The sequence below is a fragment of the Rhizobium sp. 21-4511-3d genome (assembly GCF_053522545.1).
The window spans coordinates 61,333-75,972 of the sequence record NZ_JBNWCF010000010.1 but is presented as its reverse complement, the minus strand read 5'-3'; the positions used below and the strand labels follow the sequence as shown (position 1 = coordinate 75,972).

The following is a 14,640-nucleotide window of genomic DNA, read 5'->3' as shown; positions in this document are numbered from 1 at the left end:
AGAGCCTGCGGGAGAAAAACGCGTGATCAATGATCTGTGGTACAAGAACGCCGTTGTCTATTGTCTGTCGGTCGAGACTTTCATGGATTCAAACGGTGACGGCGTCGGCGACTTTGAGGGCCTGCAGCGCCGGCTTGACTACCTCGCCGGACTGGGCGTCACCGCGATCTGGCTGATGCCATTCCAGACGTCGCCCGGGCGCGACGATGGCTATGATGTCTCCGATTATTATAACGTCGATCCACGCTACGGCACGCTCGGAGATTTCGTCGAATTCACGCATGGCGCAAAACAGCGCGGCATTCGCGTTCTCATTGATCTTGTCGTCAATCACACCTCGGACGAGCATCCCTGGTTCAAGGAGGCGAGAGCCGATAAGAAGTCGCGATACCGCGATTGGTATGTATGGTCGAAGACGAAACCGGCGGCCGCGGACGAGGGGATGGTGTTTCCCGGAGTGCAGACGTCAACGTGGACACGGGACAAGCAATCCGGCGAGTATTATTTCCATCGCTTTTACGAGTTCCAGCCGGATCTCAACACTGCGAACCCCCTTGTCCAGGCAGAGATTTTGAAGATCATGGGCTTCTGGATCCAGCTCGGTGTTTCGGGTTTTCGCATGGACGCGGTGCCCTTTGTTATCTCCGAGAAGGGCGCCGACGTTGCCCAGCCCAAGGAGCAGTTCGACATGCTTCGAACGTTCCGCGAGTTTCTTCAATGGCGAAAGGGAGACAGCGTGATTCTCGCCGAGGCCAATGTTTTGCCGAAGGAAAACATCGAATATTTCGGCGATGACGGCGAGCGAATGCAGATGATGTTCAATTTCCATGTCAACCAGGCACTCTTCTACGCGATGGCAAGCGCAGATACCCGTCCGCTTGTAAAGGCGCTCAAGGATACGGAGAAGCTTCCCAAGACTGGCCAGTGGGGCATCTTCCTACGCAACCACGACGAACTCGATCTCGGGCGACTGACCCAAAGCCAGCGGCAAACCGTGTTCAATGCGTTCGGACCGGACAAGGGCATGCAACTCTACGATCGCGGCATCCGCCGCAGGTTGGCTCCAATGCTGGGGGGAGACATTCGTCGTCTGAAACTCGCTTACAGCCTCATGTACTCGCTGCCAGGGACGCCTGTGCTGCGTTACGGTGATGAGATTGGTATGGGAGACGATCTGACGCTTCCAGAACGGAATTGCGCGCGCACCCCCATGCAATGGTCAAACGAGCCACAAGGCGGTTTCACAAAGAGTGAAAAACCCGTTCTTCCTGTTATCAGCGAGGGGCCTTACGGCTATGGACATGTCAACGTTGCCTTTCAGCGTCGTGACGCCGAATCCATGCTGAACTGGACCGAGCGTATGGTCCGCATGCGCAAAGAAGCGCCTGAGATCGGGTGGGGCACCTGTAGTGCGGTCGACTGCGGCGATCCGGGCGTGCTGATTCTTCGGTACGCATGGAGAGATAACGTTGTGATAGTCATACACAGCTTCCACGACAGGCCGGTTGAAATTGCTTTCCGCCTTCCGCAGGACAATAATGACGGCCCTCTGATCGACATACTGGATGGGCACGACAGCCGTGCTAACCACGACCGACGCCATCATATGGTTCTCGAACCCTATGGCTTCCGCTGGTTCCGCGCCGGCGGCCTGGATTACCTTCTCAAGCGCCGGCGAGCGTAATTTAGCTTCCAAGGACGATTGCCCGGGGCAGCGTGTGATCCCCGTTGGTCAGGCAAGTCTACCGTCGAACGGCGCCTGCGGTAAAGAATTGATCGATCAGCAACAGCGCTTATGTGCGACAGGTGGGGTTATTTGTCTGGTTGCCTTCCGCGTTAGACGCACTGCCAGTCAAGATGCGCTGCGCGTCAAACACTTGGACGCTCATGATGTTCGTAGGAAACAAGAAGGCTTTTCCCGGGCCGCTTTGCCAAGCGCTGCTCTCACTTCGGACCGGGGAAAGCGCCGAAATCCCAAGGTTGTATTCCACTGGGTGGTATCACTGCCGGCCCGTTCATACGCTGAAAGATGGAACACCGGTCATGGCTTCACTTTAGCAAGCCACCTGCAGGCAATCCGTCCGGCCCGACTGGCCACACAAGACATTCCCGTCCAGGCGACACTTGTTTAAGGGAAGGTTCGCCTTCGGCTACCTGTGGGACGTGTCGAGCGGCCGCTATCGGCCGCTCGACGGATGTTTCAACCTTCAGCCGCGGCGGTAACGCTGGCGCTCCGCCTCGATCTGCTCGATCGTATAAGGTTCGGCACTTTCGTCGAAGCGGCTCCAACCTTGTTGCTGATAGCTCGTGCGACGGGATACATAATCGACCGGGCGGGATGCCGACAGGATCGACTGCGCAACTTCGGCTTTGCTGCCCTCGACCTTTGCCGTCACAACGGAGCCGCCACGGCGGATACCTTCAGCATAGAAGTTGGCTTCATCCTCGGGGACACCTTCGCTGATCATCGCGCCGACAATGCCGCCGACCGCGCCGCCGGCCACCGCGCCGGCAACCGCGCCTGCAGCCGTTGCTGCGAGCCATCCCGCAGCAACGACGGGGCCAACACCTGGAATGGCAAGCATGCCGAGGCCGGTAAGCAGGCCACCGGCGCCGCCGGCCACAGCGCCGACGCCAGCACCGGCACCCGCACCTTCGCCTGCGTAAGAACCCTGGCCCTCGACATCAACACCATTCGCCTTGTTCGTCACAATACTGATGTGATCGGAAGGGACACCCGCTTCTTCCAGGGCCGTGACGGCGGACCGGGCATCATCGTAGCTGTCATACAGTCCGGTAACAGTTCTCATTTGATCATCTCCTTCAACGGTCCATTACTTGGCGAGTGTCACGTTGCCCTGAAAATCTAGGGAGACAGCTGCATCAGCGCCGTCTTTTTTGGCTGTTGCGCGCCAGACGCCCTGATCATCGAGCTTCAGTCCCATAACGTCCGAAAAGCCGGCTTCCTCGATACGTGACTTCGCCTGACTTTCCGTGAAACTGTTCTTACCAGCCACAGGCGCGCCGGGATTGTGCTCGGTATTTACGGCCGGGGTCGTCTGAGAGGTCGACGGTGTCTCGCTCTGGGCAAAGGCGACCGTCGCCGACAGCAGCATGGCGGCGGTAAACGTCGTAATCTTTTGCATGGAAAGCTCCTGTTGTTGCCAGGACGAAACTTCGAAAAAAGCAACTTGTTCCGACGCTTACATCAAGCTGGGACAACAGTCGCGTAAATGCCCGAGGCGCGAGGCGCTTGCGCAATCACTGCGATGTCAGACAATATCGGGAAACGCCTAGAACTCGTGAGCAGATCGACCGGCAGTGTTCCTACCTGCGTCCCCCGAGGGTCAAACAGGCGCTACCTCAGCCCCAGCGTCGTCGCCGCGATCGATGTCGCGCGATAGCGTCCAGGGTACGCGAACCGACATCTTTGAGCACGTGTTCAAGGCCTCGCCAGAGTTGAACGGTAGTGACTGCGTTCTTGGCATCTGAACCCGACCTCGCAGAGATCAAGCCAATGTGCGGTGGCTCCGCCGCTGCTCCGCAGTCTCAGCGAGGAACCTGAATTTGCTGTCTCGAAAAGACGCTGCAGCAAACGAGAAAGCTATATCTCGAAGGGAACGTGCGCGACAATCGCGCCTGTCGGGTCTCTGATTTCGAACACTAATCCGTCTAAACCACGGCAACGGCAACCGAGAGCGTCGAGTATCTTGCGACCATCGACCAACGCAGCCGTAATAGCGGCGCCGACATCCGGAAACATGCACCCCACTTCATCGCGGACACGTCGCGACGCCATGTTGACGTCGAAAAAGAACCGGGCGGCGATAGACGTTTCTCCGTTGTTAAATGAGCCCCGCGAGGCGGAGCCGGCGGCGCAGGTGTTCTCAACGCATGCTTCTGGCAGCGTCAGGGAAAATTTTGGAACTGCGAATGGATCCCGTCCGCGATAGCCCGACATGTTGACTATCCTTTCCGGTCACCTGATAGGTGGGCAGCTTCGGCAGCACCTTCAACCGTGAGACATTGCGCGTCCGATTGCGTACAGACGCGCCCCTTAAGTTTTCCCGGGCTTCCACCGTCCTGAATGTCCTTCGCGACTGTGTCGACCATCCCTCGGGAGGGTCGAGACAGTTGATCCGGCCTGTATGATGAGCGGCCTGAACGAGGAGCGCTCGCGAAAACTTCCTTGGAAATGTGGGTGGAGCCTGATGGGCAAAATCAGTCGGTTGATTGAAACCTGACGCAGCAAACGACCGACGAGCGAGCGGGGACCGTCGGCAATCTGGAGAACTGCGCGCTGCGAAGACAACGGCCGTCCGAGTAACCCTAGCCTTGGGTAGACCGCTTCAGCGCAAGGGCACCCGCATTAGCGGCTGTCTCCGCAAGACGGGTGGGAGGCTGTAGCAAATCATTACTTTGCATGATAATGCGGTCGTTGATTAAGCAAGATTTGACGCGAGAAGTGATGCACAGGTTTCTGACATATCTCAGCTTTGGCTTTTTGATCTGCGTCGCAATATCGATCTTTCTCATCGTCGTGGTGAGCGAGCACTATCCGGGGCCTCTTGTTGCAGGGGTAGACATGGGCGTCCGCGAAATTGGCATTGGACTTCTATGCGTCGGTGCACTGGGCGCAGCAATCATTGCCGTCCGGCTCGTCCATGCCTTAATTTCCCTCTACTCCAATTCCTGATGTCAAGCCCTTGTGGGCCGATGGAAAGGCGGCTTTCCACCGGGAGCGATAACTTTTTCGCTCCGGCTGCGACTGCGCGTCGTTAATGGCGTGGCCCAAGGCTAGACCTCGGGCGAGTTTTGGGTAAAGTCGCGACAATCGACTTGTCGCGTATCTGATTGGATGCAAAAGCTGTGAGAAGACTGGACACGCGACACAAGATTGCAGCCGTTCATCCCTTCGCGAGCGCTAAGTTCGGTCTCGCCCCAGCCGGCCTTCGGTGTAGTCAAATGGATCGATCGAGGCGCCGCTCGCTTTGACTTCGCAATAACTCCATTTCTGATTCAACTGTCATCGAAGTAGCCCTTGGCCTCCATCGACCCAGATCGGAGAGCCGGTGATATGTCGCGACCTGTCAGATGCCAGAAACGCGATGACCTCGCCAACGTCTTCACTTCGACCGGGCTTTCCTCCAGTCAGCGGTACCTGTCCTTCAGGCCAGATGACGGGTATGGCTGTATCATCCTTCTGCCGGAGGTTTGTGTTGGAACCAATGTTGGTTTCGATTTCGCCCGGGCAGACGGCATTGATCCTGATGTGGTGACGGGCGAGCTCCAATGATAGCTGCTGAACCATAGCGACCTGTCCCGCTTTCGTGGTCGTGTATGCTGTCGCTCCGGGGGTGGTGAAGGTCCGGGTTCCATTGATCGAGGACACAACGATGATCGCGCCACCACCCGATTTCTTCAAAAATGGCACCGTCTGCCTAATCGTTAGAAATGTGCCAGTGAGATTGACAGATATCGTCCTGTTCCATTCGTCGAGCGTAAGACTATCAATCGGCGCCCAGGCACCATTTATTCCCGCGTTGGCAACAACGGCATCAAGCCTGCCATACATGTCTACAAGAGAGGAAACCGCCGTCTCCATCTGCCTCTCGTCAGAAATATCGGCATCGAGCGCAATCGCATTGCCTCCCAGAGCCGCGATATCGTCAACGACGGCAGCGAGTTCGCGGTGAGAGTGACCCAAGGCGCCAATAGAGTAGCCGTCGCGTGCCAAGGTCAAGGCAGCCGCCCGACCTATTCCCGATCCGGCTCCGGTGATCATTGCTACCCGGTTGGTCATGTCTTTTCTCCGCTGACTGTTCCTAAAAACGCGCGAAAGATAAAAACGATGCCGTACGGTTGCGAACAACCATCCTTGTTGCTGATGTCTGAGCTAAGCCGGGGCCGCCGGGCCAAGGATCCTAGTTCCTTAGGAGGCGCGAAGATGAAACAACCCTCTGTTTTCGTGGATTTAGATGGGAGAGCCGAGACGAGGGCAGCATTCGCGGACATAATCCCGGCATGACGGAACCCGCTGAGAGTAAGATTCGCTTTTGGAGAAAGGCTGCTGCGGCAAAGCACGCGAGCCAGAGAGGGACGGCGAGACACATAAGACTGGATGAACAGGATCGCTTAAGACGCGCTAAAAGACCGCTCCTTTGGGTCAGTTGTAGGGCAACTTCAAGGGAGCGGTCTGATGCAGCGTTTTTCGACGGCAGCACAGTCACACTACCACGCTCGGGCCGGAGGGCAAGGATTGGTCCGCTACCGTACCGGTCGTCTTCCCCTGCTGTGACATACTGATCGATCGAACTCCATTACAGGTCGCTGGAGTGTCCTGCGTCAGTTGGATTTACGAGGTTTGGCGGCCCTGCTGATGGGCTGCCCGCTCGCCGCACAGAGGTCAAACGTAGTCCGGCGGGAACGACCATAAGAATTGCCTCAGCCGATGCAGTTTTTGCTTCTGCTGCAGACCAAGATCGGCGCTACGCAAATGGGTAGAGGTACCCTGGCACTCGCTCTCTACGAAAGTTCCAAATGGAAAGGGCGCTTCTCGACATCATGTCGGAGCGCCCTTGATCGGGATGGCGACGTTGCGGCGGAAGCCATCGGCCGAGGACTTCATCTGAGCGGATTCGGATGTCCCACGCAAGATCCATGCCCATTCCCTTAACGTCGGGAAGCGGCGTTGCACACAGTTCCTCCACATGTTCTCCACAACCTGTCCACAGCGCAAGCCTCTGGAAAGGCTACGGCAAAGGGCTTCTCCGAGCTTCTGTGCGTAGAGCTATATGATAGGGACGACGACGCCGCGAAAAAGCTGCGAAAATGAGTTTCCGTTCCGAGCCATATAGCTTTATGTTCGCCGCGCTCCTGAGCGCAGGCGGCGGACCTTGGAGAGCCGCGGCGGCGAGCATTCGTTGCTCCCGCCGCATCGTTTAGCCGGGGAGCAATGGGTAGCAGGCAAGGTCAGGACTTTCGTCGAAAGCGGAACGCACGACCGCGGGAGTGGTATCTGCCCGCATAAAGCGATCGTGACACTCGATGACATCGACGTGCCGCTGGTAAAAGTTGAGGCCTCCCGCTCCAGCATGTCGATTTTTGGTGCGGCTTGCCCCTTGATTATTTGATCCCTATGCATTGCTACTCAACCGGCGTGATCGAAGTCGTCGCAATGTTGGTCTTGCCTGTCTGTCAAAACACGCGCTAGCAGTCGTCGCGACGCCGGTTCACGTCGCCTATCGCGTTCCGAAGCCTGGTGCCTGCAGCATGCGGACAATCGCGTCATATGTGTAGGGCTTGGGAATAAATGACACGCCGCTCGCAAGGTCAAAAGCACCAAGTCTAACATGGCCAGAAGTGACGATGACGCGAGTCTGCGGCGAGCGGGCTCGCACCAGGGAGGTGAGCCCCAGTCCATCCGTCGTTCCCGGCATATTCACATCGGTGAATACAGCGTCAAAATCATTCCGTTGAAGAAGGACGAGAGCCTCGTCAGCGTTGCCCGCCTCAAGGACCTCGAAGCCGGCGTCTTCCAGGGCCTCGACGGTAGCAAACCGTATCAGCGGCTCGTCGTCGACCACCAGAACGCGCCTCACTTGCTCCCGCAGCGCCTCGTAGGGGACCTCCAGCCGCCTTTTGCGGTGTTCCCATTCTTCGGCCGCTTTGGCCCAATGCTCGCGATCTTTCCCATTTGGACAACCTTCAGATTGCCATATCTCGTGAGCTCTGATGCTGATCCAGTTATATTGGCTATGTTCCATCATGTCCTCCGATGCTAAAAAACGCGGCCTCGCGCTCGGGGTTCCGGACGGCTACAAGTATTCAACGAAACTCGCCCGTGATTAATTCTCATCAGCTTGCCGGATGATAGCGGGGTCAAATCGACCGAGGACGAGGCTGATCGTGGTTCTCCGGATATTTGAGAGAGTGGGGGAGCAGTACACGACGGCAGTCGTTCTCAATCCTGATGAAAGTTATTGCAATGGATCAAGTCGTAGCAATCTCTGAAGAAACCGGCCTTGGACAGGCGCTTCTGCGCGAGGCCGATCGTCTTGGGATCGGATACGGAGTTGTCCGAGAGGCATGGCAGCGGTTCTGGGATGAGGACGAATTGCCGACCTGCGGCCTCCAAGAGTTGCCCACTGTTCTTTTGACAGCGGCCCGCGAGAGAAACTTGCGGAGTTCGTCAATCGCTGGCGCGAACGCGCATAAAGAAGGGAAGGCAGGCCTGTAGCTCAATGGTGAGTGCCGTCGGCTCATAACCGATTGATTGCAGGTTCGAGCCCTGCCGGGGGACCCATCGCTCAAGGTCGAATTTAGCTCCATGCTAATCAAATGCGGCCAAACGCTGGCAGACAATTGCCCGCATCTGCGCCGCCCGTTCAGCGCCGACTGAACCGTCTGTCAGCGGGTCCGGCAGAGCAAGCTCATCTCACGCCGCGCGCAAGGGTCGCCGCCAGTTCATCCATGGCCGTGTCCGCCGCCGCCACCGGAATACCCGCCGTCGCTGCAAACCGCCGGAAATCCGCTCTTTTCAGCCGTTCGTCCTTGCCGCTGATTTTCAGGTCATTCTGAAGGTTCGGAAACACCCCCATTGTTACAGCTTCATAGAGCGGCGCCATACGGACCGAGCTAAAATCTCCTCTGGTTCAGCAATTTTCAGGACGGCCATGTTCTTCAGGTGCATATCGCCGCCCGCGATCAACCACGCAAATAGGGTCCGACGCAAGACCAGCAGCAAATCGGTGTCGGCGTCGGTGGAGAGGGGACGCAGTGCTGCCGCAATCCGCTCCATGGTGCCTGTGGCTTTGTCTTCCGCCCGAACGCCCAGAACGGATGTCATGTCCTCGAGCGCAATACGGCGCTTTTCGTCAGGGGCACACTATGTAACTTTCGCGTATGACAGATACGGAAAAGTTACACCATTCCGCCGGGTGATCAAGATTACTGTCACTATCGCGTATCTAAATACGCGATAGTGACGCCCCTCAACATTTCAAACTGATATTACCACCGATTGGAGCGGTGGGCCCGAAGATCATCGCTGTCATGATGCAGATCTTTGGCGCGATGATGCCGCTGACCCGCCTTTGCATGCGTCAGCATGACGATGATCGTCAGCTTGCACTGGACCGTTGCAAAGCGCCGAAGATCCAGGCCATCCCTTTACGACCGGCTCGCGGGCAACTGGCCGTCCTCCGTGCACTGACAGCAGGATCGGGCTCGGCATCGCCTAGTCGAAAGAACCCTACCGCTTGCAGCGACGACATCTTCGAGATCGCCAAGTCGTTGGTGCGGCGATGACGCCGACCGCTTTATCAACTGCCGGAAGCCGATTTGTGGGCCTATGCCAATCCATTCGCGCTTTCTGCGAGCGCGAGCCTGTAGCTCAATGGTTAGTGCCGTCGGCTCATAGCCGATTGGTTGCAGGTTCGAGTCCTGCCAGGCCCACCGCAGATGTCTGAACCGCAAGCCATCCCTGAGTTAAGCGTAGCTCTCGCCTCTGTCGCAACACCGTCACCCGGCCATACGCCCTCATCCTAACGCTTCGGATTACGCTGGAACGGTTTAGCTTCGGCATCCGTGGCGACATGAACATAGTTCTTGAAATCGTTGGCGGGATCTTGGCGGCAAGACCGATTCATCTGCATGCGGCAGGGGTATCACTCAAATTGCTCGCGAAAAATGCTTATCTCCCGACAACAGCCGGCTCAGGTATGAAACCTTTTGGGGAAAAAAGGCCGGTCCGGAACAGCGATTGCGCGTTCCGGGTAAGCTCTGGCCATGCAGGGACTATGTAGTAAAATCGATGATGTACGATCCTATGGGCAGCTCGTTGGGGCCGGAACAAGCATATCTCGGCCGTTGGAACCTGACTTGAGCGTTCTGTCGGCACCGGGTCGTAAACGTTCGCCGAAGACCTCCTCATATGAATCGGTGCGCAAAACGAAGAGTAAATGCATTACCGACGCGTACGCCGACGCGACGGACCTGGGTCAACATTCTCATGTTGCTGGGCATCCTATCTCCTGCGCAAAGTCGCTAATGAGGATGGTCGGCAATTTCTCTCTGAATGTACCCTTGAACAGGTTCCACTCACGAAGGACGTTGCCGCGGGGCGGAAATCAAGTCACCCTTTGCCTAGGCGGCCGCTCGGCCGATAGCTCTCCTCAATGGTGATCTATTCTTGGCAGGTCTCGAGCAACAAGCGCCCTCCAGCATTTCACTTTAAAGCAATTCCTTTCGCGGCCAACCCCGCCTTGAGACCGTCGATGATTGCGTGCCTGGTTTCCGTCCATTCACCCGTGGATGCCCAGTATTCGATCTTGAGAGTGATCTTGTCGGCACTGAGATCGTCCGCAAAAACGCGAGGTGGCGGATCGGAGCGCACGCGCTTATCTGACGAGATGATGTCCAGAATCAGCCTCTTGACCATGTTGCCGTCAGCGTCATTCCCAATCGCGACGGACATCTCCTGGCGTCTGTCCTTTTCCCTGCTATGGTTTATGATGGGTGTGTTCCATAGCGTCGAATTCGGAGCGAGCAGGTACAGGCCGTCAGCGTTTCTGAGCTCCGTTGCAAAGAGGCCGATCTCTCGAACCAGGCCCTTCACACTGGACGTCTCGATGTATTCGCCTACGCGGAACGGCCGTAGTACTAGCAGCATGATCCCGGCCGCAATGTTTTGCAGCGTACCCTGGAGCGCCAGTCCGATTGCCAAGCCTGCGGCGCCGAGAGCGGCGACGATGGATGCTGTCTGCACCCCGAACTGGCCGAGAACCATGACGAACACCAAGATCAGCAATCCGTAGTGAAGAACGCTCTCAAAGAAACGAGCGAGCGTTTCATCAATCCCGTGGATTCGAGATATACCCTTATAGGCCCATCGGCTTAAAAAGCCGGACAGAATCCAGCCGCCGACCAGAAGGACCACTGCGCCTGCCAAAGCCAATCCGTAGTGAATGAGCAATGCTCCGATCTGCGCTAGCGCTGTTGGATTAGAAGTAACGGCCTCTGTGGTATGATTTTCCATGCAAATGTCCCGTCTTTTGGAAGCTGACGATAAAGAGCGTCCTCCATTCAGCAATGTCGGCACAGCGTGGGTGGTTCCATCAAAACAGCGGCTTGCGGTACCGCGCGTTGACGCGCCGAGGCGACGCTGTTCGAACAGCGCGTACCCAGTCCATGCTTTGACCATGTCACGCCGTTGTCACGCGACACCGCCGCGCTTTTGAGCATGATGTGGTGAGCACACTGTTTTTGGAACCGGACATGAAGCTTTCGAAAATGACCGAAGTTTATCAGCGCGGCGGCCGCGAAGAACTGATCATCGCCATAGAAATCTTTTCGGCCACAACAAAGGCAGAGATGCTTTTTGACCTGGATACCAGCCCCGCGAGCAACGCCCTTCGAAGGCGTTACCCGATCCCGGCTGAGCCGCAACCGAGCGTCGAGGATTGTTGTTATTAATATCTTCAAGACTGACCTGGTCGCATCCGTCTTCACGGCGTCAAATAGACCTCTCAAAAACTAATTGCCTGACGACATACCGCCGGCGGTCGGCCCCTGCCTTGCCACGGGCTCGTTTTCCGGCCATCAGGCCGCATGTAAAATTGGCCAGGGGTTGCAGGATGTATTTGTTCCCGTTATGTTTCGGGTTTCCGGAGCGCCTGCGTTTGAAATCCTCCATATCGCTTTACCGAGATCAGAGACGGCTGGCAGAGACGAAAATGCGTGCGCTCTCGCACAACGATCCGTTACGTGCGAAGTATGTGGCCTGGATCGCGGACCTGCTCGGGCGGGAGGCCACCGCTGCCGACAGCGCCTTGGCCAGTTCGGCTGGAAACACAGCGCCGATGCGAAACGCGGCGGCAGCGCCTGAATCGGTCGTGAGAGTCGAAGTTCCCGCAACCGAAACATCGGGGACTTCCAACCATGAGATGACATCGCTAACCGTTGCAGAGGCTTGCCGCAAGGCTCGGCGTGAGAACCAGCTTCTCCGGCAAATGCTGGCGCGGTACGACCGGTCTTAGCGACCCTAAGGCCGGTCATGCGAACCGGCCACCGCAATGACGTGGCGTATGGAAATTTCGTTCAGGCCCGCTGCCAGGACGCCAGGAAGCAGCATCGTGATGTCGCCGGATGTCGCGTCTACGGGGGCGGCGTATCCTAGCGTGGGCCATTCGATCCTTCTTTCGATGCCTGTTGGGACGCTTTCTTCAGCCCACGAGCCGCTTCCTTGGCAAGCTCCTCCCGGTTCCGATCGGCAACTGCGGGATCGCTTCGCTCAGCATCGCTCGTCTTGTCGTTTTCCTTGCTCATGAGTCTTCCCTTGGGTGATTGGGGAAGCGGCGGTCTGCCTTGGAAGAGCAATAGCCGTCGCTGCTGACCTAAGCACGCCGCCGACCTTTAGTTCCCAGATTTTGAGGCCAGTAGGGGCAAGGTAAGACAATAGGCAACCACAGCTTCCGAGCCACTGCGGTTCCTGAAAATCCGAAGAGCTCAGGACTTCCGGAACGCGCCATTCACGTCCTTCGGCGCAGCTTCAGACCTTGTCGCCTCTGGTCCGGTTCGTTTCGAGGGTGCAGATCCACTGCTCGATCACCATGCCGTCGGCAAAGCTGGTGCCGATATCGCTAGTTCGTGGGCGGCATCGAGGTCACGGCACCTCTTGTCGGAAGCCCCCACGCTCCCATCTTCGGCGTGAGGCACGGGGGTGAGTGATGGAAAGTTGGCTTGGCAGTGTTGGCGTCCATATCGATCTTCTGCGTAATCTCGGTGTCCTCGTGGTCGCATACGCCCTAGCTCTTCCGATCGCATGGGATCGGGAACGCAACGAGCGAAGCGCCGGGCTTAGGACCTTCCCTCTCGTTGCACTTGCGGCCTGTGGCTTCATCCAGGCCGCTGAGACGGTCACCCGCGAAAATGCGGAGGCGACAGCGCGCATTGTCGAGGGCATTATCAATGGCGTGGGTTTCATTGGCGGAGGTGCAATTCTGGTGGGCAAGGCCAGCATTAGGGGAACTGCAACAGCCGCCAGCCTGTGGGCAACGGGTGCAATCGGCGCGGCAGTTGGGCTGGGCGCCTATGAGACTGCGGTCGTCCTCTCGATTGCGACCTTCGCGACATTGCGCTTCATGACGAGCTTCAAGGTGGACGACAGGGACGCAGTCAAAATACCGAAGGACCAGCAGGACGGATAGAGTGTTGGCAAGTCGCGACTAAAGTATCCGTGTTGATCAAGCCATCTTCGGGACCCATTTCTGTTTTTTTCGCAGCAGTGCGTTAGCCAATACGATGAGCTTACGCATGATCGCGGTTATGGCGACCTTTGGCGCTTTCCCTGCGGTTTTGAGTTGGTCGTATTTGACGCTGAGATCCGGGTTGAAGCGGCAGGCAGCGAGGGCCGGCATGTAGAGTGCCTGGCGGACAATGGCCCTTCCGCCAGCGATGAAAGCGCGTCCGGTCCATCGTCCGGATTGGCGGCTCATGGGGGCAAGACCGGCAAGGGCTGCTGCGGCCTTCTCATCCAGCTCGCCGAGTTCCGGCATTTCGATAAGGAGTGTGAAGGCCGTGACCTGCGACAGGCCGGGAATTGAAACGAGGATATCGAACCTGGCCTTCAGGTTCGCGTCTTCGGCAATGAGGGCCATGATGGCGTCGTCCACGGCCTTGATCTGCCGCTCGACCTGCCGGAGCCTGTCGCCGTTGTGTCGCTTCAAGAGCGGGTTGGAAAGATTCTTTGCCCTGTTCTTTGCAGCAGTCCTGTCCTTGATCAGGGCAAGGCGCGCCATATGCAACTCTTTCAGGTCATTGTGGATTTGCGCACTTGCCTGCAGGAGACGCGGTTCAAGAAGCGTGCCGTAACGAGCCAACAGTGCGGCATCGATCCTGTCTGTCTTGGCAAGTCTGCCTGTGACGTGTGCAAAACGTCTGGCAAGCCGGGGATTGACCTTGGAGAGAGCAACTCCTTGCACCATCATGAAACGCTCGAATGCCTTATGGTAGGCACCGGTTGGTTCGTAAACGATCCGCTCTACATCCTTTGTGCCGATCCACCGGACAATGGCGGCAAATCCCTTGCGGTCATTGGCAACCTTCAGCGTTTCGCCGTCCGGCAGGCTGTGCAGATCGATATGGTCTTTCGAGATGTCCGCGCCGATGGTAATGTCAGTCATCTTTTCTGATCTCCCATGCTTGTCATCCGAGCCCGAAGCTCGGGTATCCGTTCAGGACGATTGGAAAAGATGGGGGCGATCGTACTTTAGTTCGGCCCGGCATTCGCAAGAATGGCGGCCTGCGCGTCCACGATCCGTCCCCCATCGCCGGATGAGGGCGGCGACCCTCTCCGGCGCTTCTTTATCTCACCAAGAAGCAAGGAAATCATAAGACAAGCGCGTCAACGCGCTTCGAGTACCGTCAATAAAACAGGGGCGGCGCGAATACCGGACGCATTAGAGATTCAACTGGGGATTCATTCAGTTCGCTGACCACAAGAGCAACCCTTGGGCGGCGAGATTCCTAGCGATGCCGGCCCTGTTTATCGTCCGGTTGGGCTGATGACATCGGCGCCTTTGTCGTGAAGCTCGGTGCCGCGGATCAGACGAAGATTTCGACCTCAAGTTCTCCGCCGAC

15 protein-coding genes and 2 tRNA genes are annotated in these 14,640 nt (G+C 57.3%); 7 read left to right on the top strand and 10 right to left on the bottom strand.

Annotated elements, in window-relative coordinates:
• The first annotated feature begins 22 nt into the window (after nucleotides 1-22).
• Nucleotides 23-1,684, top strand: coding sequence for an alpha-amylase family protein (locus ACQZ5H_RS21620; RefSeq protein WP_449098995.1), 1,662 nt, complete (start codon nucleotides 23-25; stop codon nucleotides 1,682-1,684).
• A gap of 523 nt (nucleotides 1,685-2,207) precedes the next feature.
• Here ACQZ5H_RS21620 and ACQZ5H_RS21615 read toward each other — a convergent pair.
• The 4 genes from ACQZ5H_RS21615 to ACQZ5H_RS21600 all read right to left on the bottom strand — a co-directional run bounded on the left by ACQZ5H_RS21615 (nucleotide 2,208) and on the right by ACQZ5H_RS21600 (nucleotide 5,803).
• Entirely contained in the window at nucleotides 2,208-2,810 is a 603-nt protein-coding gene (locus ACQZ5H_RS21615; protein WP_203431587.1) for a general stress protein, read from the bottom strand.
• A 24-nt stretch (nucleotides 2,811-2,834) separates the two neighbouring features.
• On the bottom strand, nucleotides 2,835-3,146 hold the full coding sequence (locus ACQZ5H_RS21610) for a PepSY domain-containing protein (protein ID WP_112716013.1): 312 nt from the start codon (nucleotides 3,144-3,146) through the stop codon (nucleotides 2,835-2,837).
• Between the two features lie 458 nt (nucleotides 3,147-3,604).
• Nucleotides 3,605-3,961, bottom strand: a complete 357-nt coding sequence (locus ACQZ5H_RS21605) for a DUF6894 family protein (RefSeq protein ID WP_203431586.1) — start codon at nucleotides 3,959-3,961, stop codon at nucleotides 3,605-3,607.
• Nucleotides 3,962-5,026: 1,065 nt separating this feature from the next.
• Nucleotides 5,027-5,803 (bottom strand): SDR family oxidoreductase, encoded by a 777-nt coding sequence (locus ACQZ5H_RS21600; protein ID WP_449098994.1) that lies wholly within the window; start codon nucleotides 5,801-5,803, stop codon nucleotides 5,027-5,029.
• 1,093 nt (nucleotides 5,804-6,896) lie between these two features.
• On the opposite strand from ACQZ5H_RS21600, the gene ACQZ5H_RS21595 reads away from it, so the two are divergent.
• A complete protein-coding gene (locus tag ACQZ5H_RS21595; protein ID WP_130279523.1) occupies nucleotides 6,897-7,133 on the top strand; it encodes a hypothetical protein in 237 nt (78 codons plus the stop codon).
• Between the two features lie 108 nt (nucleotides 7,134-7,241).
• Here the strand turns inward: ACQZ5H_RS21595 and ACQZ5H_RS21590 are convergent, their stop codons facing one another.
• The gene (locus ACQZ5H_RS21590) at nucleotides 7,242-7,769 is read right to left on the bottom strand and encodes a response regulator (protein ID WP_246777754.1); all 528 of its coding nucleotides are present in this window, start codon (nucleotides 7,767-7,769) and stop codon (nucleotides 7,242-7,244) included.
• Between the two features lie 462 nt (nucleotides 7,770-8,231).
• Between ACQZ5H_RS21590 and ACQZ5H_RS21585 the strand changes: the two genes are divergently transcribed.
• Nucleotides 8,232-8,305, top strand: a tRNA-Ile gene (locus ACQZ5H_RS21585).
• A 127-nt stretch (nucleotides 8,306-8,432) separates the two neighbouring features.
• Here the strand turns inward: ACQZ5H_RS21585 and ACQZ5H_RS21580 are convergent.
• Both ACQZ5H_RS21580 and ACQZ5H_RS21575 read right to left on the bottom strand, forming a co-directional pair.
• On the bottom strand, nucleotides 8,433-8,600 hold the full coding sequence (locus ACQZ5H_RS21580) for a hypothetical protein (protein WP_449098993.1): 168 nt from the start codon (nucleotides 8,598-8,600) through the stop codon (nucleotides 8,433-8,435).
• Between the two features lie 2 nt (nucleotides 8,601-8,602).
• Nucleotides 8,603-8,863, bottom strand: coding sequence for a HipA domain-containing protein (locus ACQZ5H_RS21575; protein ID WP_449099019.1), 261 nt, complete (start codon nucleotides 8,861-8,863; stop codon nucleotides 8,603-8,605).
• A 191-nt stretch (nucleotides 8,864-9,054) separates the two neighbouring features.
• Here ACQZ5H_RS21575 and ACQZ5H_RS21570 point away from each other — a divergent pair, with 191 nt between their 5' ends.
• Entirely contained in the window at nucleotides 9,055-9,309 is a 255-nt protein-coding gene (locus tag ACQZ5H_RS21570; RefSeq protein WP_203431584.1) for a hypothetical protein, read from the top strand.
• Nucleotides 9,310-9,383: 74 nt separating this feature from the next.
• Nucleotides 9,384-9,456: transfer RNA gene (locus ACQZ5H_RS21565), tRNA-Ile, on the top strand.
• Between the two features lie 772 nt (nucleotides 9,457-10,228).
• Here the strand turns inward: ACQZ5H_RS21565 and ACQZ5H_RS21560 are convergent.
• Nucleotides 10,229-11,038: a mechanosensitive ion channel family protein gene (locus tag ACQZ5H_RS21560; protein WP_203431582.1), complete on the bottom strand. Its 810-nt coding sequence runs from the start codon at nucleotides 11,036-11,038 to the stop codon at nucleotides 10,229-10,231.
• 239 nt (nucleotides 11,039-11,277) lie between these two features.
• Here ACQZ5H_RS21560 and ACQZ5H_RS21555 point away from each other — a divergent pair, with 239 nt between their 5' ends.
• Nucleotides 11,278-11,475: a hypothetical protein gene (locus ACQZ5H_RS21555; protein WP_199629684.1), complete on the top strand. Its 198-nt coding sequence runs from the start codon at nucleotides 11,278-11,280 to the stop codon at nucleotides 11,473-11,475.
• A 699-nt stretch (nucleotides 11,476-12,174) separates the two neighbouring features.
• Here ACQZ5H_RS21555 and ACQZ5H_RS21550 read toward each other — a convergent pair.
• Nucleotides 12,175-12,327 (bottom strand): hypothetical protein, encoded by a 153-nt coding sequence (locus tag ACQZ5H_RS21550; RefSeq protein ID WP_199629683.1) that lies wholly within the window; start codon nucleotides 12,325-12,327, stop codon nucleotides 12,175-12,177.
• Between the two features lie 401 nt (nucleotides 12,328-12,728).
• Here ACQZ5H_RS21550 and ACQZ5H_RS21545 point away from each other — a divergent pair, with 401 nt between their 5' ends.
• Complete coding sequence (locus ACQZ5H_RS21545) at nucleotides 12,729-13,208, top strand: MgtC/SapB family protein (protein ID WP_199629682.1); 480 nt, start codon at nucleotides 12,729-12,731, stop codon at nucleotides 13,206-13,208.
• A gap of 36 nt (nucleotides 13,209-13,244) precedes the next feature.
• On the opposite strand, the gene ACQZ5H_RS21540 is transcribed toward ACQZ5H_RS21545, so the two are convergent.
• Nucleotides 13,245-14,183, bottom strand: a complete 939-nt coding sequence (locus ACQZ5H_RS21540; protein WP_449098992.1) for an IS110 family transposase — start codon at nucleotides 14,181-14,183, stop codon at nucleotides 13,245-13,247.
• Nucleotides 14,184-14,640: the final 457 nt, after the last annotated feature.